The sequence below is a fragment of the Candidatus Cloacimonadota bacterium genome, assembly GCA_021734245.1.
GTDB lineage: Bacteria > Cloacimonadota > Cloacimonadia > Cloacimonadales > TCS61 > B137-G9.
Genome location: JAIPJH010000001.1, coordinates 47,561 through 71,480, shown reverse-complemented (window position 1 = coordinate 71,480; position 23,920 = coordinate 47,561). Strand labels below are relative to the sequence as shown.

Below are 23,920 nucleotides of genomic sequence, written 5' to 3'. Positions count from 1 at the left end.
AGAAAGGGGTTAATATGCAAGTTACGATCACTGCAAGACATTTCCATTTGACCAATGCGATCAGAGATCATATCTATGATTCTGTAAGCAAATTGGAGAGGTATTTCGATAATATCATCACAGCTCATTTTATTCTTGCTTTAGAGAATAATATGAACAGGGTTGAATTGGTAATGCACATTCCCAAACACAATCTAAAAAGCGAAACGGCTGAAAAAGACATGTATTTCGCAATTGATGTTGCTGTGGATAAAATGGAGCAGCAAATCAAAAAAATGAAGGATAAATGGACCGATCATCACCAGAAGCGAAGTCTAAAAGAGAGTTCAAGTTTTGTTTATGCCAATCTTATAGAAAGGGGTAACGATAGAAAAACTATTAAAATAAAGCGAATGCTGGCAGAGAATATGACGTTAAATGATGCTCTGGCTAAATTCGATGAAATAAATGATCCATACTTGATCTTCAAAAATCTTGAAACAGATCGAGTAAATGTGTTAGTTAAGAAAGACGAAAATCACTATAAATTGTTAGAACCATAAATTGATGTTCGCTCCCTTGTTTTCTTCAGGGGAGCGAACTTATCTTTTTCTTTTAAACAAGGTAGATTATTATGAAAACGAAATCCATTAAAGATTTTTTTGAAGAAAAACGCCAAGATTTTTCCCTGTCTCTTATCACGCAGGAAAAAACTTTGAATAAAGATATTTCCAGCGAATTCCTGAATCGTCCCGGATTAGCTTTTACCGGCTATTTTGAACGATTTTCATATCAGAGAATACAGGTTCTGGGAGAAGCTGAAATTACCTATCTGCAATCACTTAGCGATGAAAATTTGTATAATATCATTAAAGAGGTTTTCGTTTACGACATACCTTGTATCATTGTTACAAAAGGACTTTCGATTCCGGCACAAATGGAATTTCTGGCCAATGAAATGAACATTCCGATACTAAATTCCAGGCTTACTACCGATAAACTTTACAATAGTTTGCGGAATTATCTGGCGGAGATCTTTGCTCCTACCAAAACAATTCATGGAACTCTGGTCGATGTTTATGGAGTGGGAATTCTTCTTACCGGAAAAAGTGGAATTGGCAAGAGCGAATGTGCCTTGGATCTAGTTGAACGAGGGCAAAGACTTGTAACTGATGATGTTGTAAAAATTACCGCAATAAATGACATGCTGATAGGCAGTTCCACAAACGATTATGGGCATTTTATGGAAGTACGTGGAGTCGGTCTTATCGATGTGGCAAAAATGTTTGGAATTCAGGCTGCCAGGAAAAATAAACGCATCGATGTCCAGATAGAATTGATGCCCTGGAAAGATAATTTGGACTATGAAAGAATAGGCTTATCAGACAATATTGTAGACATCTTAGGTACACGAATTCCAATAATTTACTTGCCAGTTTCACCGGGTAAAAATGTTTCGGTTATAATCGAAGTAGTTGCTCTGAATTACATCTTGAAACGGTATGGCTATGATGCTGCCAAAGAATACACAATGCGACTGCAGGAAGATCTGAAAAGAAAAGTAAAATTAAGAAGTGAAAAATCTGATAAAGAATAAAATGAAATGTGAAAAGCAGTGTGGAGAATTAAGAAAATAATGATTAGAAAGAAGATCAAAATCGAAAACAAGCTGGGAATGCATGCACGCCCTGCTACGATGATAGTGAAAGCTGCTACCAAATATCGCTCCGAATTTAAGATCGTAAAAGAAGATATGGAAATTAATGGAAAGAGCATAATGGGTGTGATGACGCTGGCAGCAGAATTTGGTTCTGAATTGGAATTGATCGCAGATGGCCCAGATGAAGAATATCTTATCAAAGAAATAGCGGAACTTTTTTCTACCAAATTTGGAGAGGAATAGATAGTAATGAAAACTATTAAAGGTATTCCAGTCTCAGAAGGAATTGCCATTGGAACTGCTCATATTATCCAGCAGGAAAAGATCAAGATTAAACGGAAAAAAATTCAGCAGGAAGATATTTCCGATGAATTGGATAAATTTGATTCCGACGTAAAGAAAGTAGTAAAAGAAATAGATAATTTAATCGAAAATTATACCCACAATCAGGAACATAAAGAAATATTATCAACTCAGAAAATGATCCTGAAAGATCCGGAATTCATACAAAGAGTTGGCAAGCAGATCAAAGATAAACTCTACAGTGTAGAACATGCTGTAAGTAACTATTTTTCTGAGGTTACCAGTATTTTTAATAAAATGGATAATGAGTTTTATGCTCAACGGGCTACCGATTATGAAGATGTTGCTTATCGATTTCTCAGCCACTCTTTAAATCAAAGAAAAAATCGAATTGTCGATCTGAATGAAGACTCAGTTTTATTGAAGGAGAACATCACACCATCATTTGTAACCAAAGTGTTTGAACGCAATATTAAGGGACTGGCCACAGTTCATGGCAGCCGAAATTCTCACAGCAGCATCATTGCACGCTCTATGCAACTACCGATGCTGGCTGGTGTGCACAATCTTCTAAAAGAAATAGAAGATGGAGATCAGATAATCCTAGATGGTTCGGAAGGGATCATCATCATCAATCCTGAAAAAGCTGATCTGGAAAAATATCAAAAATTATTTCAGCAGGAACAGGAATATAAAAAGAAACTTGATAAACTGATAGATGAAAAAGCTGTAACCAAAGACGGGAAGCAAATTAAATTGATGAGTAATATCGAAATTCCGGATGAAGTTCAGCAGGTTATCCATTTTAAAAGTGAAGGAATCGGGCTGTTTAGAACAGAATTTCTGTTTATCGATAAAAATAAACTTCCCACCGAGGATGAACAATACGAAATTTACAAAGATATTGCCGATAAAATCAGACCGGAAAATTTGATTATTCGCACGATCGATGTGGGTGGTGATAAACTATCCAGCATTTTAAATCTGACCAAGGAAGAAAATCCCAACCTTGGTTGTCGTGGTATCAGGATTTCTTTTGAAAATATCAGCGTTTTCAAGCAGCAGATCAGAGCGATCCTGCGTGCAAATGAACATGGAAATATCAAGATAATGTTCCCAATGATCTCTGATGTAGCGGAAATAATCCGAGCTAAAAAGATCTTGAAAGAATGCCGAAATGAACTATGCACGAAGAATGTAAATTGTTGTTCCGACATCAAATTTGGCGCAATGATCGAAGTTCCTTCTGCTGTTATCACCTCCGATGCAATAGCAGAACAATGTGATTTCTTGAGCATAGGAACGAATGATCTGATCCAATATACTTTGGCTGTGGATAGAGATAACGAAGCAGTATCACAATATTACAAAGCCTGTCATCCTTCGGTTTTAAGATCGATAAAAATGACTGTGGATAATGCTCATAAAAACGATGTTTCTGTAGCTGTTTGTGGAGAAATGGCTTCCGAAATTCGTTATGTGAAATTGTTACTCGGTTTGGGTGTGGATGAACTCAGCGTAAGTCCGGGAAGGTTGTTGAGAGTAAAAAATGCCATCATGAATCTGGATATGAAATGTGCAAAAGAACTTGCGGTAAAAGCTTTAAAAGAAGATTCAAGTGAAGCTATTTCAAAAATATTAGATAGATACGAAGATTGAGGAAGCTTATGTTAAAAGGAAAATATTTATTTACTTCGGAATCTGTAACGGAAGGTCATCCCGATAAAATGGCCGATCAGATCTCCGATTCCATATTAGATGAAATTTTAAAATGTGATCCCGAAGCCCGTGTTGCCTGCGAAACTTTTTTAACAACTGGAATGGCTCTGGTTGGTGGAGAAATTACTACGGAATGTTATGTGGACATTCCGGAAATCGTACGTAAAACCATCCAGGAAATTGGCTATGATAACGCAGATTACGGCATCGATTCTCACACTTGTGCAGTTATCACGACCATCGATAAACAATCTCCCGATATTGCACAGGGCGTGGATGAATACGACGATCATGAACAGGGAGCCGGCGATCAGGGAATGATGTTTGGCTACGCCTGCGATGAAACCGAAGAATTTATGCCGATGACGACGATCCTGGCGCACAAATTGGCAGCTCGTTTAGCAAAAATCAGGAAAGATAAAACTGTAAATTATCTTCGTCCTGATGGTAAAACTCAGGTCACAATCGAATATTTTGATAAAAAACCGGTGCGTGTGGATGCAGTTGTTGTTTCCACTCAACACGATCCTGACGTGCAATTAGAGCAGATTAGAAAAGATATTATTGAACATGTAATAAAACCGATAATTCCGCAAGAATTGATGGATGAAGAAACAAAGATCTACGTAAATCCAACCGGCAGATTTGTATTAGGCGGACCTCATGCCGATACCGGTCTTACCGGCAGGAAGATCATAGTTGATACTTACGGTGGAAAAGGCAGTCATGGCGGTGGAGCTTTCAGTGGAAAAGATCCTTCCAAAGTCGATCGCAGCGCATCCTACATGGCACGTTACATCGCCAAAAATATCGTTGCTGCCGGATTGGCAAAAGAGTGTGAGGTGCAGCTTGCATATGCTATCGGAGTAGCTCGTCCGGTTTCTGTGATGGTGCGGACTTTTGGTACCAGCGATTTGGAAGACGGCAAACTAAATCAGATCGTGAAAGATCTATTTCCGCTTACACCGTATGGAATTATAGATTATCTGAATTTGAAACGACCGATTTATCGGAAAACTGCTGCTTATGGCCATTTCGGCAGGGAACTTCCAGAATTTACCTGGGAAAAAACCGACATGATTGATAGATTGCTGGAATTAGCTGAGGAGTAATATTTTATGAGTTTTGAATTTCATTATGATAGGAAAAAATATTTTCAGCAGCAATATCAAAACACAAAAAAATATATTATTCCATTTATTGAAAAAAAATTAAACGTTTCCAGTAAAATACGAGTTTTAGAGATTGGATCAGGTGAAGGAGGTGTTCTTAAAGCTTTCTATGAACTTGGTTGCGATATAACAGGTATTGACTTAGCTCCTAACAAAATAGAAAATGCAAATAAATATTTTTCTGAGATAAGAAAATCCAATTCATTTGAATTTTTCGCAGGTGATATATATGATTTTAATTTTAGTGAACTGAAAAAATTTGACTTGATTTTATTAAAAGATACAATAGAACATATACATGACCAAGGAAAATTGCTAAAGTTTTTAGCTCAAAATATTCATGACAACGGATATATTTTTATTGCTTTTCCTCCATGGCAAATGCCTTGGGGTGGACATCAACAGATATGTGATAACAAAATAGTGTCATTAATGCCTTATATTCACTTATTACCAAATTTCTTATATAAAGGGATATTAAAAATCTTTGGAGAAAACGACAAAAAAATAAATAATCTCATGGAAACAAAAGAAACTGGGATAACAATTGAAAGATTCGAAAGGATATTAAGAGTTAACCAATTTATTGTTGCCCATAAAATATTTTATTTAATAAACCCAAATTATGAAATCAAATTTGGTCTTAAGCCGAAAAAACAATTCAATATTATCAGTAAAATACCTTATATCAGAGATTTGTTCATAACCACTTGCTTCTATTTAATACGGAAATAAGAGTAATCATAAATACTAAATACTTAAAGCATTATTAAGTTGATAATTTGGAGGATTTTATGAAGATGAAATCAAAATGCACTATTATTTTATTTTTTTTAACTATTATAATGTTACAAAGCTTAATTAATATTCCAGAAGATTACCCAACAATACAACAGGGAATTGATGCATCAATAATGGGTGATACAATTTTAGTTCAACCGGGTACTTATTTCGAGAATATCAATTTTAATGGACATAATGTTTCAGTAGCTTCACTATTTTTGACAACAGGTGATTCTACTTATATAGAAACTACAATAATTGATGGTTCAAATAACGGTAATGTAGTGATATTTCAAAATGGAGAATCACCCTTTGCTCGTTTAATCGGATTTACAATAACACATGGTCTTGCAGAACTTTTTTGGAATTATAATTATGGTGCTGGAATTAGATGTACTTACTCCGATCCAGTAATATTAAATTGCTTAGTTAAAGAAAATAATGCATTAGGATACGGAAAAGGAGGAGGTATTTTTTGTTCTTATTCTTGTGCTGAATTTCGCAATGTAATAATTGAGGATAATTATGCAAATCAAACAGGTGGTGGTATTCAAATAAATAATACTTCACATATTGTGTTAGATAATGTTTCTATAACTAATAATACATCGATGTGGGGTGGAGGATTGTATATCTATGGAGATAGTAATCCTGAGTTATCTAGAGTTAAGATTATTAATAATGTAGCTTCCAATGAAGGAGGTGGAATAATATGTCATGTAAATTGCAATCCTGTTTTAACCAATCTTACAATTTTTGGAAATAATGCACCTTCTGGTGGAGGAATATTTATTGGTTCAAATTGTTTTGTTGATATTACTAATACAATTTTGTGGAATAATTCAAATGAAATTGATATTAATGGAGGATCAGTTAATATTACTTATTCTAACATAGAAGGAGGTTATACTGGAAATGGAAATATTAACGAAGATCCATTATTTATTGATCCTCAAAATCTGAGTTTTCATTTAACCGAACAATCCCCTTGTATTGATGCAGGTGATCCGGATTCTCCTCTCGATCCTGATGGGACTATATCTGATATTGGTAGATATTATTTTTACCAAAATTTAGAGGCTGATTTTGAAGCTTTTCCTTTGATTGGTTACGTATCATTAGATGTACAATTTACTGATACGTCTTCAGGAAATATTGTTAATTGGGAATGGGATTTCAATAATGACGGTATTATTGATTCTTATACTCAAAATCCATCTTTTTTGTACACTACTCCAGGAAACTATACTATATCGCTGACTGTATATGATGGTCAAGATCAAGATACTGTGATTAAAGAAAACTACATAACTGTTAATAACGTTGAAGCTATGTTTGATGCTACTCCAACAAATGGTTATTCACCACTAGAAGTTGAATTTTCCGACTTATCGTTGGGTAATATAACTAGCTGGGAATGGGATTTCAACAATGATGGAATTATTGATTCATATTTGCAAGATCCTATATTTACTTACAATTCAGTGGGTGTGTTTTCTGTGAAACTTACAGTTTATTGTGGCAATTATTCCAATAGTCACCTGATAAGTGATTTTATTACAACATACGAACATGTAGATTGTGATTTTTCAGGAACTCCGATATCAGGACAAGCTCCTCTATATGTACATTTTACTGATTTATCATCTGGTATCATTTCACAAAGATTGTGGGACTTTAATAATGATGGGTTTATTGATAGTAATGATCCCAATCCGATTTGTTGCTATGAAGAATCGGGATTATTTTCTGTATATCTTTATGTGTCTGATGGAGTTGAAAACGATTTTGAACTTAAAAACGATTACATTAATGTTACTGCTACAAATGTTTGTAATTTAAACATACCGAATAAAACTAGACTAAATAGCTGTTATCCTAACCCTTTTAATCCTATAAGTCATATATCATTTGATGTGAAAAACGACGAAAATGCTTTACTTGATATTTTTAACGCTAAAGGCCAGTTAATTTTATCTTCTCATTTTAATCCAGGTCACCATGTGTTCATTTGGAATGCAGAAAAGCAAGGTTCTGGAATATATTTCGTAAAGCTAAAATCAGATACTTGTAATGAAACTATTAAAGTGATATATCTTAAGTGAAATACGATATAGAATTTACCTGGGAAAAAACCGATATGATTGAAAAGCTACAAAATGCAATTAAATAATTAACTCTTGAGTTAATCATGGGACAGTTTTAATTCTGCTTTTTTGAACTTTTAGATATACTTCTCATTCTCTGAGATTGCTTCGAAGTAGTATATATTGCCAGAAGCACTCGCAATGACGAGAAAAACCGTGTCATCCTGAGTGACGCGAAGCATCGTATCGAATGATATGGCTGGATTAATAAATTAAAATTGCAAGCAACTTTGTCGCTTAAAATCGAAGAATCGATTAACTCCAAAAATCGTCTTTCTGAGGTTCACTTTTGGCTTTACACACGATGAATATCGTGAAAACCTTGCAGCTTTACTTCTCTTATTCCTACCTGCCTTCATATTTCATTTGACACAAATATTTAAATAATTGATTTTAGAATAGTAAAAGATTAAAATTTTCACCATGAAAGCGGAGGAATTATGAAACGATTTGCGATTTTATTTTTTGTGATTTTATATTTTATTAATTCATACTCAATTCAGGATAAATCTCCGATCCAGACAAAAGTCGATATTCCTGAAACAGAAGATATGTGGGATGTGCTTCTGCAGTTTGATGTAGATACACCAACAGGACAGACCGGACTTGCCGGAGTGGAATGGGATGGAACTTATTTTTATGCATCCAAATGGAACGGCAGTGATCAGCTTTTCAAATTTGATGTTGATGGAAATTATATTGAACCGATCACAGCTCCTCTTACAGGTTGTCGAGACATGGCTTTCGATGGCAATTATATGTACGGTTCAGCTGCTTCACAGGAAGTTTTCTGCTGGGAATCTGAAACCGGAAATGCAGTTACAGCTAATTTTATCAACGTTGCTGGACAATCAGTTCGGGCGCTTGCATATGATGAGGTTAGCGATACTTTCTGGAGTGGCAACTGGGGAGACAACATCGTAAACTGGGATAGAGATGGTACTATTTTGAACAGCTATCCCTGGTGGGGTTCTCTGTATGGTCTGGCTTATGATTGTGATCCAATTGGCCCTTATCTTTATGCTCACAGCCAGGATCCCGGTTGTAATATCTATCGGCTCGATCCTTACAACAGTCTGGCACAATTAGATGTATTTAATGCTACAATTTATGGGGCTGCCGGAGCTATTGCCGGCGGTGCTTGCGTTATGACCGATTGGCAACTCAGTTACAGATCATTAGGAGTATTGCTGCAAGGAACACCGGATTATATTGTGCTTTTAGAGGTGGGTTATTCACCCTGAGGCGATTTTCCTGGAAGTCCGCAGGATGTGGACATTATCCCTGATCCTTCTGGTATCCTGGAAGTAAGCTTAAGTTGGACTTGCCCTGAAAATACGTTTTATGGGACACCTTTAACAGAATTACTGGGAATGCGTGTTTATCGTGATGATGTTTTGATCTATACAGACGAAGATCCTGTCATTGGCGGACCGGGAAGTTATCTTGATAATACTGTTCCAGACAATGGCATGTATGAATACAGAATAGTAGGTTACAACAGCTATGGAGAGGGAATTCCCTATGTGGAATCTGTGTGGGTTGGGGAAGATGTCCCGGCAGCAGTTGAGAACCTGCTATGTGAGCAAACTGCTCCAGGAATATTATCAGCAACACTAACTTGGGATAATCCAACAACCGGTTTACATGGCGGTGCATTCAATATGTCTATTCTTGGATATCATATCGTTCGATATCCGGATAATTGTGTTTTCGAACTGGCAGGTATTGCAACTGAGTTTATCGACGATACTATCCCTGCTGCAGGAATTTATTATTATTCCGTCCAGCCTTACAATGCTATAGGTGATGGTGGAATAGCAGAATCAAATATTCCCTGGTGGCCACCTCTTTATCTGATATTGGAAGATTTTACCACCTGGCTGCCTGATGGTTGGACAACAGAATCAACTTCAGGGCAGGTTAACTGGGTTCACGGAATGGGCAACAATGCAGGTGGAAATGCACCGGAAGCACAATTTTCGTGGTCACCAAGTACAACTGCAACTCAACGACTTATAAGCCCAATTCTGAATACAGAAGATTGTTCAGCCTTAATGCTTGAATTTTGGCATTCTGTGAACGACTATGATGGAGACCCTTATACTTTGAGAGTACAGACAACCAGCGATGGAACTAACTGGAATACAGTATGGGAAATTGAACCGATTGCTAATATTGATCCTCAGATTATCAGTCTTAACTTCATATCACCAGATGTTGGCTCAGAAACATTTCAAATAGCCTGGGTTTTCGAAGGTAATTCATTTGATATTAATTATTGGTATGTAGATGATGTAATGTTAAATCCCGGATACGCTGGAACTATAGAAGGAATGGTTACGTTGGATGGTGGAAACGGAAATGTGGAAGATGTGGAAGTTATTGCAGGAGATCAAACTGTGCATCCCGATGCAAATGGAGATTATTCAATCACAATTGAGCCGGGAACCTATGATGTAATGGCTACTTTGATCAATTATGAAACTGATATTATTGAGGACGTTATTGTTATACCAGGGCAAGTTACAGATAATATTGATCTTACTTTGGAGTGGTTCGGGGGCAATTATGAACCTCCCGGAAATGTACAGATTGATGAAAATACGGGAATATTATCCTGGCTGGCACCACCTTTAAATACATTGTCTGGTTTCAATGTATATTTGGATTCCACCTTTGTAGATTTTACTGAAGAAACTGAGTGGCAATTTGAAAATCTGGTTAATGGGCAAACATATTTAGCAGGTGTGAGTGCTGTATATGATGACGGTGGTGAATCAGTAATAATAAATATCGGATTTATTTATGAAGGTACAGGTGTTTTACAAGAACTTGACTTAATGACAGGAATCACGACAATCTATCCTAATCCGTTCAATCCTGCCACAACAATTAGTTTTAATGTACCGCAAACGTCCTCGTTTGCTGCCATTGAAATCTACAACTTGAAAGGACAAAAAGTCAAAACTTTTGCATTCCCAAACGGGAGTTTTGGAACGAGTGTAGGAAGTGTTGTTTGGAACGGAAATGATGATAAGAATAAATCTGTTGCTTCAGGAATTTATTTTTGTAAATTTAAAAGTGGTAAAGTTTTGCAAACCAGGAAGATGTTGCTTCTGAAATAATAGATGAATAATAAGAAAACTCTACTTAATATTGCAAAAGAATCAATCTCCGAGCTGAATGCCGGGAAGTTGCTGCAAAAGGAATTAGCAAATTTTCAAACAGATAAAAAGCTCTTGTTAATTTCCATCGGCAAAGCAGCCTGGCAAATGGCAGAAACAGCTATCGATTTACTTGGAAATAGAATTGAACAAGGTTTCGTAATTACTAAATATCATCATTTAAAAGGTGAAATAAAAAACTGCAAAATATACGAAGCAGGTCATCCTTTTCCAGATAAAAATTCTCTGAAAGCTACAGATACAATCTTGAAAGAAATAGAAAATATTTCCGAAGATTATGAAATACTTTTCCTGATTTCCGGAGGTGGTTCCTCACTGTTTGAAAAAACAATTTCAGGAATATCTTTGGCAGAATTGATAGATTTAAATCAGAAATTGATCAATTCAGGTGCAACGATCAACGAAATTAACACAGTCCGAAAGCACGTTTCTGCTGTTAAAGGCGGAAGATTTGCCCAGCTTTTATCACCTCGCAAAATCCACAGTTTTATTCTTTCCGATGTAATCGGAGACGATATCAGTATGATCGCTTCCGGTCCTGTTTCTGCTGATCAATCAACTTCAGAACAAGCCCTGGAATTACTTGCAAAATATAATATTAGAGTTTCAGAAAATGTTAGAAAAGCAATCCAAATTGAAACACCGAAATCTATTACAAATGCTGAAAATAAAGTTATTGGAAACGTCGAATTGCTATGCCGGAAAGCTGCTGAAATCTCACAAGGAAAAGGCTTCGAAGTAAAAGTAGGGAAAACCAGTTTTCGAGAAAATTTGGAAATTGTAGCTGAAGAAATATTCAATGAAACCAAAACTGCAAAGATAGATTCTTTAGAGCATTCCAAACCTGTAATTTTAATTTTTGGCGGAGAACCGATTATAAAAATCTCTGGAAATGGAAAAGGCGGACGTAATCAGCATTTAGCATTATTGATGGCAAAGAAAATTGCTGGCATGAAAGGTGTTTCTTTTTTGTCGATAGCGTCCGATGGAACCGACGGACCAACCGATGCAGCTGGTGGATTTGTAGATGAGAATACGTTCCCAAAAATAAAGGAAATGCAAATAGATTTTGATAAGGAAATTGAAGCTTGCAATTCTTATTTCGTTCTGTCAAAAATTGATGCATTAAAAAAAACGGGCCCCACAGGAACTAACGTCAACGATCTGATGCTGGTTTTGATCGATTCCGAATAAAATCTTTTACTTTCAATATAAAATAAATATCTAATTTGATTGACCGATAAACCTGATAAATTTTTTTGGTAAAGCAAGTCAGAGGTAAGTGATTCCGAAATTTTAAAAGAGAAATTATCTCGACCTAAAAATAAGAAATAAGTGGAAAATCAAAAAAATCTAAACCAGGAATGGGCGAATGCATAAAAGATTGAAAACAAAGTTTTTAGGTGTGGAATTGGAATCACCGCTGGTCTTGCCGGCTGGGGTGATGGGAATGTCTTTTTCAGGAATGGACATTGCGCGAATCAATGGAGCCGGAATTATAACCAGCAAATCTTTAACACTTCAACCAAGAACAGGTCACAAAGGTCCAGTTATTGCCGAATTTGAAGGCGGAATATTAAATTGTATGGGATTGTGTAATCCCGGAATTTCGAATGGCCTGCTCGAGGTTAACGAGTTTAAAAAACGCTCACGTACTCCTGTTATCGTGAGCGTTTTTGCTACAAATACAGAAGATTTTCTGATGCTTGCCAAAGAAGTTAATAATTCCAGAGGTGATTTCCTGGAACTCAATCTTTCCTGCCCCAACGTGTTTGATGAATTTGGTATTCCTCTGGCTGCTTCCAAAGATGAAGTTTTCAAGATCGTGAAAGCTGTAAAAGAAAGCTCCAGACTACCTGTGATCGCTAAACTTTCTCCCAATGTTTACAATATCGTAGAAATTGCTCTTGCCGCCCAGAAAGCCGGAGCCGATGCGCTTTGCCTGATCAATACAGTTGGTCCCGGTATGGCGATCGATGCTAAAATGGTGAAACCGGTTCTATTCAATAAATTCGGTGGACTTTCCGGTCCTTGTATCAAACCGATTGCACTCAAGTTGATCTATCAAACCCATTCTGCTGTAGATATTCCAATTTTGGGAATGGGCGGTGTAACTTATGGCATCGATGCTGTGGAAATGCTGATGGCGGGAGCCACAACGATCGGCGTGGGAACGGCTGTTTATTATCGAGGCATCGAAGTGTTCGAAAAAATTAATAATGAGATTATTGAATTTCTGGATGAAAACGGTTATGAAACTGTGGAAGATATTCTGAAGTTGGAAAAATTAAAATTGTAAAATGAAAAATAATTTAACATATATAATTTTGAATTTACCATTCCTGAGAAATCGAGGGATAAATGAATAAAAGATCAACGATCAAAATTGCGAGGATAATTGACGAAGCAGAAGATATAAAATCATTTGTTTTTGCACATGATCTGACAGCCAAACCGGGACAGTTTATTATGCTCACCGATTTTGAAGGTGGAGAAAAACCATTTTCCATTGCAGATTGTACTTCAAACGAGTTTATGATAACAGTTAAACGGATTGGAGAATTTACGACTCGACTCTTCCAGAAGCAAGTAGGCGACTACGTTTCTGTAAGAGGGCCTTTTGGGTCCTCTTTTTTTGTATCAGATGGAAATGTTTTACTTGTTGGAGGTGGTTATGGCACACCACCACTGTATTTTCTGGCAAAAGAGCTTCTGCAAAATGGCGCAAAAGTAACTGTTGTAAATGGTGCAAAATCTAAAGAAGATCTGGTTTTTTGTAATAAATTCAGAGAATTAGGTGTGGAATATCAAAATATTACCCAACTTGGATGTTTAGGTAGGGAAGGAACTTCGGTCGATCTGGCGGAAAAAGCGATGGAAAAGCAGAAATTCGATCATGTTTATGCTGCTGGTCCGGAAATGATGATGAAAGCTCTGCAGCCACTTTTGAAAGATCTGGAGTATGAATTTTTATTCGAAAGATATATGAAATGCGCCATTGGAATTTGCGGGAATTGTACGATCGATCCAATCGGAATACGACTTTGTGTGGAAGGGCCGGTTTTACCCAAGAAACTTGTAGAACAACTCACGGAATTTGGCAAATATCACCGAGATGCAACCGGTAAAAGGATAGAATTTTGAGACGTGAAAATTCCCCTCTTGAGAGGGGTGCGGCTTTAGCCGTGGGGTGTGTGAAACCTTGCGCATGGTTTTCGAACTTCTTGCTTTTTTCGACCTTCGCAATGGTTGGAAATGGTATTACCATATGGAGTTTAGGAACAAGAATAAACAAACAAAAAGCTCCCTTTTGGAAGGGGAGATGCCGAAGGCAGAGGGGTTTTGAAAGATTATTAAGTATTTTTTTTTCTTTGTGCAAACCCTCTTTTATTCTCCCTTACGAAGGGAGACTTACATTCTTGATATTCTTTTCAGGGATCAAATATAAATTATGAAAACACTCCTAACTAATTGCCGAACACCAGCAGGAATCAGGAACATCCTGATCGAAGATGAATTGATATCATACTTCGGAGCAGAAAATCCTGAACACGATAAAATGATCGATTGTTCTAATTTGTTTGTTCTCCCTGGTATGATCGATCCGCATGTTCATGTTCGCGACATGGAAATGGCTTACAAGGAAACCTGGGAAACTGCATCGAAAGCGGCAATTGCCGGTGGAATTACAACAATAATGGATATGCCGAATACTAAACCGGCAACAATTGATTTGAAAGGATTGGCGGCAAAAAGAAAAGCAGCAAAAAAATCTCATATTAACTACAAATTCCATTTGGGTGCTGCATCACATAATTTAGAAGAAATGAAAGAAATATTGAAATCCAATTTTGATGACGTGGCTGGGATAAAAGTTTTTCTGGCTGGTTCCAGTTCCAATGTAGTTGTAGAAGATCCTGCCAAATTAGAGGAAATTTTCCAGCTTGCAAAAGAATTTGAAAAAGTTGTGTTGGTTCATTCCGAAATGCAGTCCTTTTTAGATAAATGGCAAAAAAAGATTTCTGATAAAACAATCCTGAATCACAATGAACTTCGTAATCGAGAAGCCTCAATCGCAGGAACTAAACTGGTGCTGAAGCTGGCAGAAGAAATTGGTAATAAACTATATATCTGCCATGTTTCTACAAAAGAAGAAATCGAGTTGATCCGCAAAGCAAAGCAATTAAACGATAACATTTTCTGCGAAGTAACTCCGCATCATTTGATATTGAATGAAACAATTTTAAAGCAGGTGGATAATTTTGGTAAGATAAATCCGCCATTACGGACAAAAGAAGATAACCTAGCATTGTTAGTTGCTATCAAAGATGGAACCGTTGATTGTCTGGGAACAGATCACGCACCACATTCACTGGAAGAAAAGAAGCAAGAATATTCCAATGCTCCATCCGGTTTTCCCGGTTTGGAAACTGCAATTCCGATGACTTTCTGGTTAGTAAATAAAGGTCACATTTCATTAAAAAGATATTCGCAGTTGATCAGTGGAAATGCTGCAGAAATTTTTAACATCGAAAAACGAGGAGAGATTCAAGTTGGAAATATTGCCGATCTGATCGTGATCGATCCTGATAAAAATTGGAAGATAGAAGCTGAAAAATTCCAGACAAAAGCAAAGTATTCACCGTTTGAAGGAATGAAAGCAGGTTGTGAAATCAAGATTTGTTTTGTTGGTGGGAAAGTTAAGCTCCCCTTTGAAGGGGAGATGTTCTGCACAAATTATGAATTTGTTCAGAACAGAGGGGTTCGATGAGATTTATGAAAATTAAATTAAATGAGAAACCCCCTCCCTGTGGAATATCCACAGGATTCCACGGGATAAATTTTGTTCCCCCTTATGAAGGGGGACTGAAATCATATCGGAATATAAAATCGAAAATGATTTCGTCTTTGTTTGTTTTGTTCGTTGCTAAAAAAATTATCCGGCTTCATTAAACTACGCCGGGACAGAGGAGTAATTTATAATGACCAAAGAACAATTTGTTCTGGAACTGGAAAAGATCGGAGCGATCAAGTTCGGCAGCTTCACTTTGAAGAGCGGGCTTGTCTCACCGTTTTATTTCGATTTGCGTGATATGATCAGCTTTCCCGCAATTCTGGATGGCGTGGCTGATCTGCTGGTGGAAAAGATCAAAGATATGGATTTTGATGTAATCACAGGAATTCCCTACACAGCTTTACCGATTGCATCACTTGTTGCTTCCAAGCTGAATAAGCCGCTGATCTACATGCGCAAAGAAGAAAAAGCCTATGGAACCGGCAACAATGTGATCGGAAAATTTGAAAAAGGTGCAAAATGTCTAGTAATAGATGATCTGATCACGACCGGAGCCAGCAAGATCGAAACAGCGGAAGGTTATGAAAAAGAAGGCGTCATAGTAAAAGATTTTGTGGTTGTTATCGACCGCAGTGCTAACGGCATAGCAGAACTGGCAAAGCAAGGTTACAATCTCCACAGCCTGATTTCTCTGGCTGAAATTGTGGAACTGCTGCAAAGCAAAGGTTTGATAACAGATGAAAAAGTGAAGGAAGTGGAAGAATTCACGGCATCATTAAACAAACCTTCTAAAAAAGAAAAATACATCAATCCGCTCACACAAAAGCTTCTGAACAAAATGCAGGAAAAGAAATCTAATCTCGTTCTTTCATTGGATGTAACTACTCAAGCAGAATTTTTCGAAATGCTGGATAAAGTTGGTGAAGAAATAGTGATGCTGAAAACGCATGTGGATATCATCGATGATTATGATGAGAATTTCGTTCCCAAACTGCAGGAATACTCCAAATGTCAGAACTTTTTGATCTTTGAAGATCGCAAATTTGCTGATATTGGCAACACAGTTCGTCATCAGTTCCGCAATGGAGTTTACAAAATAGCAGATTGGACGGAATATGTAACAGTTCACATGGTTGCGGGTGAAATGATCCTGAAAGGGTTATTTGAAGGAATCGAAGGACATGCCGGATTTGTTCTGGCACGAATGAGCAGCAAAGGAAATCTTTTGAACGAAACTTACACTCGCAAATGTTTTGAAGCTGCCAAGAAGAACCCGCAATGGGTGGCAGGTTTCATCGGGCATGGAAATTCGGTAGAAGATATTAAACGTTTCAAAGCAAAGTTTCCTGGAAGTGAAGTTCTGATGATGCCGGGAGTAAAAAAAGAAGCCGGTTCCGATGCCATGGGACAGCAATACATTACCATCGAGCAGGCAGTGGAAGGTGGAGCAGACTGCATCATTGTTGGTCGCGGAATCTTAAAAGCCGATGATCCGCAAGCTGAAGCAAAACTTTATCGCGAAAGAGCCTGGAAAGCGTATGAAGAAAGAATGAAACCTTGAAAAGACTTCAATTGGAGGAATTCTTTTGTGTCAGTTCTTTTCAAGGTTGAAAATGAGTTAGAACCATTGAAAAGGTTTAGTCGAAAGAATAGTCTTATAAACCTTTTCAAGGTTCAAAAAAATAAAAAAGGAGAAGCTATGAAAAATTTGATCTCAATGCGAGATTTGACAACTAAAGAGATAATGCATCTAATGGAAGTGGCTGCCAAGATCGAGAATGGCGATATCGTTCCCGATATGCAGAGAAAACTGGCTGCGCTATTATTCTTTGAACCATCGACCAGAACGATGTTCTCGTTCGATACAGCTATGAAAAGAATGAACGGCGACACTATCATTATGAGCGGTACCAAAAATACTTCAGCCAAAAAGGGTGAAAGTTTTGCTGATACACTTCAAACTATTGCCCAATATTCCGATATTATCATTATGCGTAGCCCGATCGAAGGCTCAGCGCGTTATGCTTCAGAAGTTGTAGATATTCCAGTTGTGAATGCTGGTGACGGTGCGAATCAGCATCCCACGCAAGCTTTATTAGATCTTTATTCCATCATCAAAACACAAGGTTCATTAGAAAATTTATCAATAGGTTTAGCTGGAGATCTTCGCTTCGGTAGAACCGTTCACTCTCTGGCTCAGGCGATGGCTATGTTTGGTGCAAATTTCAAGTTTTTTTCACCATCATTTTTGCAAATGCCGCAATATATTAAAGACGATTTGAAAAATTCAGGTATAAAATTCAAAGAATATAAAGATATGGATGGAAATATCAGCGATCTTGATATTCTTTATGTTACACGCATCCAGAAAGAAAGATTTGCCGATCCCGAAGATTATGAAAAAGTAAAAGGCTCTTACATTTTAGAAAAATCTATGCTATCCGACGTAAAAGAGAATTTCAAAGTTATGCATCCTCTGCCAAGGGTCGATGAAATTAATAAAGATGTTGATAACACCAAGTTTGCCTATTATTTCCCGCAAGCAAAAAATGGAGTATTTACGCGTCAGGCGATAATATCTATGCTTCTCGGGGAGGTATAAAATGAGTCAGGTTAAACAGATCAAAGTTAACGCAATTAAAAATGGAACAGTTATTGACCACATCACAGCCGGTAAGATCAGAAAAGTGTTGGATATTCTTCATCTGGAAGGCAACGAAGTCGTGATGGTTGGCATGAATCTTTTCAGCAATAAGATCGGTAGAAAGGATATTGTAAAGATTGAAAACAAAGAACTTTCCGAATTTGAAGTTAACAGTATTGCTCTTATTGCACCTGAAGCTACTCTTATTATAATCAAAGATTTTGAAGTCGCCAAGAAAGCACATTTACAATTGCCCGAACACATCGAAGATATTATTAATTGTCCGAATCCAAAATGTATAACAAATTCAGAACCAATTATTTCCAAATTCAAATTGACAGATGACCAGACTTCTCAGGTTAGATGTTTATATTGTGAGAAGAAATATTTGATCGACGAAGTGAAGATCAAAAAGTAAAATTAGGAGAGTGAATGGCAAAGAAGATCATAAATGAGCCATCCCGAACTTTGATGGAATATCGCTTGCTTCCGGGGCTCAGTACCGCGCAAACTGCACCAGATAACATTTCATTGCGAACTCCGCTGGTATATTCCAAAAATAATGAAAAGAAATTCTATTTAAATATTCCCCTGGTTTCAGCAGCCATGCAATCTGTATCCGGGGCAAAAATGGGAATTGAGCTGGCAAAATTGGGTGGAGCTGCTTTTATCTACAGTTCTCAAACCGTTCAATCTCAAGCAGACATGATCAGGAAAATCAAAAATCATAAAGCAGGGTTTGTAAAACCAAAAGCTGTGAAGCCTGATATGACTATTGAGGAAATGTATCACATTCGCAAATCTACCGGGCATTCTACTTTTCCTGTGGTAGATGGAGACGATAAATTCCTGGGTCTTATTTCCAAATGGGATTATGATATTTCTCTTCATTCCAATTACAAAATTGCTGACAGGATGATTACAAAAGAAAACATTGAAGTTGGTATCAATATTTCCGATCTGAAAGAAGCGAATAATATTTTATTGGAAAGTCATAAATCTGTTCTTCCCATTCTGGATGAAGATGGAAGACTGCTTTATCTTGTTTTCCGAAAAGACATTAATGATCATCTTAACAATCCTCTGGAAGTTCATGATGAAAAGAAACGCCTGCTGTCAGTTGCCTCCATCAATACTCACGATTATGAAGAGCGAGTTCCTGAATTGGTGGAAGCTGAAGTCGATGTGATTGCGATCGATTCTTCTGATGGATTCACAGTTTATCAAAAAGAAACTATAGATTGGATTAAGAACAGATATCCACAAATTCCGATAATTGCCGGCAATGTGATCACACAAGCTGGATTTGGTTATTTAGTGGATGCTGGAGCGGCAGCGATCAAAGTTGGAATGGGTGGCGGTTCGATCTGCATAACTCAGGAACAGAAAGGAACAGGACGCGGGTTGGCAACTACTATTGTGGATGTTGTGAAAGCTCGAGATGACTTTTTTAAAGAAACCGGAAAATACATTCCTGTGATCGCAGATGGTGGCGTTACGAGTACAAAAGACATCACAATCGCTCTGGCTTTGGGAGCAGATTATGTGATGATGGGAAGGTATTTTGCCAGGATGGAAGAATCGCCCACCGAGAAAATTGTTGTGAATAATCGCGTGATGAAACCGTATTGGGGCGAAGGCTCTGCCCGGGCCAGAGATTGGAAGGATAAACGCTATAACCAATCCAAATTTGTGGAAGGCGTGGAAGGTTTGGTGGAATATGCCGGACACCTGCGAGATAATCTGGATGAAACTCTTTCCAAAATAAAATCATCAATGGGAACCTGTGGAGCTGCAAATCTACAAGAATTCCATGAGAAAGCAGTTCTGGAACTGGTTTCTGCACTTTCTATTCGAGAAGGCAAAGCCCACGATATCTATTTAAGTGCCGAATCAAATGAAAGCAGCGAAGACGTTAAGATTGAAAATTGAAAAAGCTCCCTTTGTAAGGGGAGAAGAGAAACGAAGTTTCGCAGAGAGGTTTGATTTAAGATTGGAGTTTTAATGATTAACTATAAAAAAGCCGGAGTTGACATAAAAGCTGGTGACGCTGCTTCCAAAATTGCTTATGCTTTTGCCAAATCTACATTTGCTTCCCGCAAAGGAATGATCGGTGAACCGTTAGTGGAAGATGGCTCTTTTGCCGGACTCATCGATATGGGAGATTTTTATCTGGTTCAGGGCGATGACGGAGTTGGAACCAAGATGGAGATCGCTGAGAAAATAGGTAAGTATGATACGATGGGTTTTGATCTGCTGGCTATGGTTGCCGACGACGCAGTTTGCCTGGGCGCTGAAACGATTTCCATCACAAACACGCTGGATACAAATAAAGTCGATGCGAAAATTGTGGAAGAATTGATGAGTGGATTGGCAAAGGCTTGCCAGCAACAGAAGATAATTATTCCGGGTGGTGAGATTGCCGAAGTGGGAAAATCGGTAAATGGCAACGTGTGGAATGCAACAGCAGTTGGAATTCTGGAAAAAGATAAAGTTATTACCGGTAAAGACATTAAGGTTGGAGATAAGATCATAGCTCTCCAGGAAAAAGGTTTTCGTTCCAACGGTTTTTCCCTGGTAAGATATATTATTGAAAACAAACTTGGTAAAGATGCTTATCTGCAAAAATCTCCTTTTGGAATAAGTTGGGGAGAAGCATTACTTGAACCTTCCACCATTTATTCCGGCCAACTTCTGGAAATTCTCGGTCGCTTTGGAGAAGAACGAAAAATCAAGATCAAAGGAATTGCTCATATTACCGGCGGTGGCATTCCCGGGAATTTCAATAGAATTTTAAAAGCAACAGGCCTGGGAGCATATTTCGATAATTTGATCGAACCTTCCGAAATGGTGAAAGCCATCCAGAAAATGGGAGAAGTTGCAGAAGATGAAGCCTACAGAACCTGGAATATGGGAAATGGCATGATGATTGTTGTTTCTCCCCAAGACACAAAAAAAGTTCTTGAACATTTGCAGATAAAATCTCAAGTGGTAGGCGAGATAATAGAAGAGAAGCAGATAATAATCGAATCCTGTGGAGCATACTCGCAGGATTTAAAATTTGATATTTAATCGAAAGAATTCCTCGCTGCTCTGCATCGGGGTTTTCCAAATTTTCTCCCCTGTTTGAGGGGAGATACGGCAGTTGCCGGAGAGGGGTAAATAATGAAAATTCGATTTTCAGCTTGCTGAAATAAATTTAGCGAAATACACCTTGGCTCTGCCACGGTGATAGTCAAATTTAAGAATTTTCTTTATTTATTTTTTTGGAGGGAAGATGAAACGTTGTATTATTTTGGTTTTTTTATTGATTTTTACAGTAGCATTAATCGCAGAAAATGGGCTTACAAATTATCTTCCCGCAGGGAATGATATTAAGGGAAAACCTGCCAAAACAATTTCCAAGGAAGATTATGATCGGAATTTTGAAAAGGATCATAACGAAACAAATCGTGAAGGCTGGGTATTAGTTGATTCTCTTGATCTGGAAGCGATTTTGAATAATGGTGATCTTCTGGGTGCCAGATTTGATCACATTTCAAGTCAGATCAATGTTGTTTCGAACTTTCTGGATCTTTTAACCTCGGATGCTCTGGCAGCTTTGGAAAAGAGTCCCAAATGGCTGAGGCCGGCTTTACAGAATAAATTTACTCAATTAGATACAGATACACAGAATGAACTTGCAGCAGTAATCAACAATTCTTATGATCCCCATATTGATGAGATAGCATTTGCAATCGCTCATTCATCAGTTCAGTTTCTCAGTTCCGATTTTTGTTATCCTGAATTATTCGATTATAATGCAATGCTGCTTTTTGTGGCCGATCTGAATCTGGATTTTGTACAAATTGTTGATTATGGAACATCGACAACAGATGAAAACTATTATTCAACGGCTAAATATTGGAAAATCGATGAAAATGGTGATACGGTCGAATTTGAAATTCCCAAAGAAATTTACTACATGTATATCGTTCATCCCAAAATAACGGATGCGATATCATCATATGTCGATCCTGAAATAGTGGAAGATAATAACACGCATCAAAATAATATTGTAGCACCTCCAGTTGGCAGATTCTGGCGAGATTTTTTGTTTAATCAGGCTGATATGAATTATCCAGTTCTGCGAGATGAACTTTCCGGAATTTCTGTTTTATGGGATGAATCCGGCGGAACAACTGATACTGCTATAAATAAAGTAACAAATTGGATAAATGCATCCATGAGTTTCACTTCCAATTATGAACGTCCGCATCAACCCGTCAGGATTTATCGTAAGCATTTTGGAAGATGTGGTGAATATGCCGATCTCACTTCAGCTGCTGCGCGCTCTGCATTAATTCCCTGCTCAAGTGTTCTCAGCTATTCTGGAGATCATACCTGGAACGAATTTTGGAACGAAGGCTGGATCATGTGGGAACCTGTAAATGGCTATATCAATATTCCACTGGTTTATGAAAACGGCTGGGGCAAGGTTTTCGGTTCGGTATTCGAAATTCGCAGTGATGGTCTGCTTTTGCCGGTTACAGACAGATATTCAGAAGAACATGCTACGATAACTGTTTATGCCGAAGATATTAACGGCAATCCTATTGATGGTGCAAAGATAATATTGAAAATAACTGATCCCGGCTTAGTTTATGATAACTTTGGTTATACCGATGAAGATGGAAAATATGTTTTCATCGTCGGAGAAGGAAGATCATTTTATGCCAGAATGGAATCTTCCATTGGAGATGATCCTGTAAATCCAGATGAATACAGTTTATTGATCGATAATACGATAAACGGTGAAGAATATGAATATGTGTTTATCGCAGATGGTGAAATGCCGAATATCGAATATACACAAATTCCGACTCCTGCTGATCCTGAACAAGATTATCAAATGGTATTTGAATACGATGTATTAAAACAGATAATTCATGGAGATTTCATTTTTGATGATATAGATGATACAGAGTTTTATGCAGCAAAAGATGGTGGTGTTGTCAACTTCTTTATGACCGATGATCTTTATTATCAAATTTATACAATGGGTGGAAATTTCGAAACGTTCAATGAAATTTTAGAGATGCAGTCTGGTTCAGCTTCTTTTGATGTTCCAACAAATGAAAGCTGGTATGGATTCTGGGATAATTTTAATAATCTGAATAATCCAGTCTGGCTTTCCGGTTCAGTTAAGCTTTATGAATACGATAATTCTTCAGCCGGGAATGATCTTCCTGATAATCAAAAAATATCACTTTCCAACTTTCCCAATCCATTCAATCCTACTACGACAATCAGCTTTAATGTAACGCAAACTTCCTCGTTTGCCACCATCGCAATCTATAACCTGAAAGGACAAAAAATCAGAACCTTTTCAAATCTTCAAATCAATCAATCGTCAGATCAGCAAATCGTTTGGAACGGAACTGATGATAACGACCAACCTGTTTCCAGCGGAATCTATTTTGTAAGCTTGAAAACAGGAAATGATACAATTACAAAAAAAATGATTTTAATGAAATAAAGATGGAGAGAA

At 37.4% G+C, this 23,920-nt stretch carries 19 protein-coding genes; all 19 read left to right on the top strand.

All coding sequences use genetic code 11. From position 1 onward, the window contains the following. Positions 1-14 precede the first annotated feature (14 nt). The gene (raiA, locus tag K9N40_00295; protein MCF7812901.1) at positions 15-542 is read left to right on the top strand and encodes a ribosome-associated translation inhibitor RaiA; all 528 of its coding nucleotides are present in this window, start codon (positions 15-17) and stop codon (positions 540-542) included. 71 nt (positions 543-613) lie between these two features. Further along, positions 614-1,576: an HPr(Ser) kinase/phosphatase gene (gene hprK / locus K9N40_00290; GenBank protein ID MCF7812900.1), complete on the top strand. Its 963-nt coding sequence runs from the start codon at positions 614-616 to the stop codon at positions 1,574-1,576. Between the two features lie 39 nt (positions 1,577-1,615). Continuing rightward, a complete protein-coding gene (locus K9N40_00285) occupies positions 1,616-1,882 on the top strand; it encodes an HPr family phosphocarrier protein (protein ID MCF7812899.1) in 267 nt (88 codons plus the stop codon). A 6-nt stretch (positions 1,883-1,888) separates the two neighbouring features. After that, the gene (gene ptsP, locus K9N40_00280) at positions 1,889-3,601 is read left to right on the top strand and encodes a phosphoenolpyruvate--protein phosphotransferase (GenBank protein MCF7812898.1); all 1,713 of its coding nucleotides are present in this window, start codon (positions 1,889-1,891) and stop codon (positions 3,599-3,601) included. A gap of 8 nt (positions 3,602-3,609) precedes the next feature. Then, positions 3,610-4,773, top strand: a complete 1,164-nt coding sequence (gene metK, locus K9N40_00275) for a methionine adenosyltransferase (GenBank protein MCF7812897.1) — start codon at positions 3,610-3,612, stop codon at positions 4,771-4,773. Between the two features lie 6 nt (positions 4,774-4,779). Further along, the gene (locus K9N40_00270) at positions 4,780-5,568 is read left to right on the top strand and encodes a class I SAM-dependent methyltransferase (GenBank protein ID MCF7812896.1); all 789 of its coding nucleotides are present in this window, start codon (positions 4,780-4,782) and stop codon (positions 5,566-5,568) included. A 59-nt stretch (positions 5,569-5,627) separates the two neighbouring features. After that, the gene (locus K9N40_00265; protein MCF7812895.1) at positions 5,628-7,721 is read left to right on the top strand and encodes a PKD domain-containing protein; all 2,094 of its coding nucleotides are present in this window, start codon (positions 5,628-5,630) and stop codon (positions 7,719-7,721) included. A gap of 482 nt (positions 7,722-8,203) precedes the next feature. Beyond that, a complete protein-coding gene (locus K9N40_00260) occupies positions 8,204-9,007 on the top strand; it encodes a hypothetical protein (GenBank protein MCF7812894.1) in 804 nt (267 codons plus the stop codon). Positions 9,008-9,034: 27 nt separating this feature from the next. Continuing rightward, entirely contained in the window at positions 9,035-10,891 is a 1,857-nt protein-coding gene (locus tag K9N40_00255; protein ID MCF7812893.1) for a T9SS type A sorting domain-containing protein, read from the top strand. Positions 10,892-10,894: 3 nt separating this feature from the next. Continuing rightward, the gene (locus K9N40_00250) at positions 10,895-12,145 is read left to right on the top strand and encodes a DUF4147 domain-containing protein (protein MCF7812892.1); all 1,251 of its coding nucleotides are present in this window, start codon (positions 10,895-10,897) and stop codon (positions 12,143-12,145) included. Between the two features lie 178 nt (positions 12,146-12,323). Next, positions 12,324-13,250: a dihydroorotate dehydrogenase gene (locus K9N40_00245; GenBank protein ID MCF7812891.1), complete on the top strand. Its 927-nt coding sequence runs from the start codon at positions 12,324-12,326 to the stop codon at positions 13,248-13,250. A 62-nt stretch (positions 13,251-13,312) separates the two neighbouring features. Then, positions 13,313-14,095 (top strand): dihydroorotate dehydrogenase electron transfer subunit, encoded by a 783-nt coding sequence (locus tag K9N40_00240; protein ID MCF7812890.1) that lies wholly within the window; start codon positions 13,313-13,315, stop codon positions 14,093-14,095. A 307-nt stretch (positions 14,096-14,402) separates the two neighbouring features. Further along, on the top strand, positions 14,403-15,722 hold the full coding sequence (locus K9N40_00235) for a dihydroorotase family protein (protein ID MCF7812889.1): 1,320 nt from the start codon (positions 14,403-14,405) through the stop codon (positions 15,720-15,722). A 211-nt stretch (positions 15,723-15,933) separates the two neighbouring features. After that, entirely contained in the window at positions 15,934-17,307 is a 1,374-nt protein-coding gene (pyrF, locus tag K9N40_00230; GenBank protein MCF7812888.1) for an orotidine-5'-phosphate decarboxylase, read from the top strand. A gap of 138 nt (positions 17,308-17,445) precedes the next feature. Further along, on the top strand, positions 17,446-18,348 hold the full coding sequence (pyrB, locus tag K9N40_00225) for an aspartate carbamoyltransferase (GenBank protein MCF7812887.1): 903 nt from the start codon (positions 17,446-17,448) through the stop codon (positions 18,346-18,348). Position 18,349: 1 nt separating this feature from the next. Further along, the gene (pyrI, locus tag K9N40_00220) at positions 18,350-18,808 is read left to right on the top strand and encodes an aspartate carbamoyltransferase regulatory subunit (protein ID MCF7812886.1); all 459 of its coding nucleotides are present in this window, start codon (positions 18,350-18,352) and stop codon (positions 18,806-18,808) included. 14 nt (positions 18,809-18,822) lie between these two features. After that, complete coding sequence (locus K9N40_00215) at positions 18,823-20,322, top strand: IMP dehydrogenase (protein ID MCF7812885.1); 1,500 nt, start codon at positions 18,823-18,825, stop codon at positions 20,320-20,322. Between the two features lie 72 nt (positions 20,323-20,394). Beyond that, positions 20,395-21,462 (top strand): phosphoribosylformylglycinamidine cyclo-ligase, encoded by a 1,068-nt coding sequence (gene purM, locus K9N40_00210; protein MCF7812884.1) that lies wholly within the window; start codon positions 20,395-20,397, stop codon positions 21,460-21,462. Positions 21,463-21,667: 205 nt separating this feature from the next. Then, positions 21,668-23,908: a T9SS type A sorting domain-containing protein gene (locus tag K9N40_00205; GenBank protein MCF7812883.1), complete on the top strand. Its 2,241-nt coding sequence runs from the start codon at positions 21,668-21,670 to the stop codon at positions 23,906-23,908. Positions 23,909-23,920 lie beyond the last annotated feature (12 nt).